The sequence below is a fragment of the Pseudoroseomonas cervicalis ATCC 49957 genome, assembly GCF_000164635.1.
Lineage (GTDB): Bacteria > Pseudomonadota > Alphaproteobacteria > Acetobacterales > Acetobacteraceae > Pseudoroseomonas > Pseudoroseomonas cervicalis.
On record NZ_GG771201.1, the window covers coordinates 1 to 641 of the forward strand.

A 641-nucleotide genomic window follows, 5' to 3' on the forward strand; every position below is an offset into this window, starting at 1 on the left:
CCGCCTCGCCCAGCCGGCGCAGCCGGGCGTCGAACTGGCGCAGCAGGGCCATGCCCTCGCCGGTGCCAAGATCGAGCCGCAGCGCCTGGCCGAAGGGCGAGCCGGACAGGGCGGCGGCGGGCGGCGCGTCGGAGGCGGCGGCCAGAGGGCGCATGGCATCATTCCCGCAAGGGTTGATAAACCGAGCTACACATTTCCGCGTCACGCCGTCAATCAACTCCGCCACGCCGCGCATGGCGCGTTTGTGCGAAAAATCATGGACGGCGCACCATGCGGCGTGGCAGCATCCCGGTGTGGATCGCTTCAGGAGAAGCCGGATGCAGATCAACCGACGCGGCCCCGGCGAGGCCAGCCTCGCCGAGGGTGGGCGGGACCTGCTCGACCTCGTGGCCGCCGAGGCCAGCGAGGCCGAGTTCGACGCGCTGGTCGAGCGGCTGGCGGCGCTGCTGGCCAGTGGCGCGGACCTGCCCCGCCTGGCGCTGAGCTATCAGGGCGGGCTGCTCGGCCCGGTGCAGGCGGAGATCCCGCTGCAGCTGCTGGTGATCGAGGAGGACCCGCAGGACGAGCCGCCGCTGCGCCTGCTGCGGCGCGAGGTGGCGGCCGACCCGGCGGCGCTCGCCGCCCTGCTCGGCCAGGCGGAG

At 73.6% G+C, this 641-nt stretch carries 1 protein-coding gene; it reads left to right on the top strand.

What is annotated here, in order from left to right:
• Positions 1-317: 317 nt before the first annotated feature.
• Positions 318-641 (top strand): hypothetical protein (locus HMPREF0731_RS22570; RefSeq protein ID WP_040614543.1); only part of this gene is annotated, 324 nt, incomplete at its 3' end.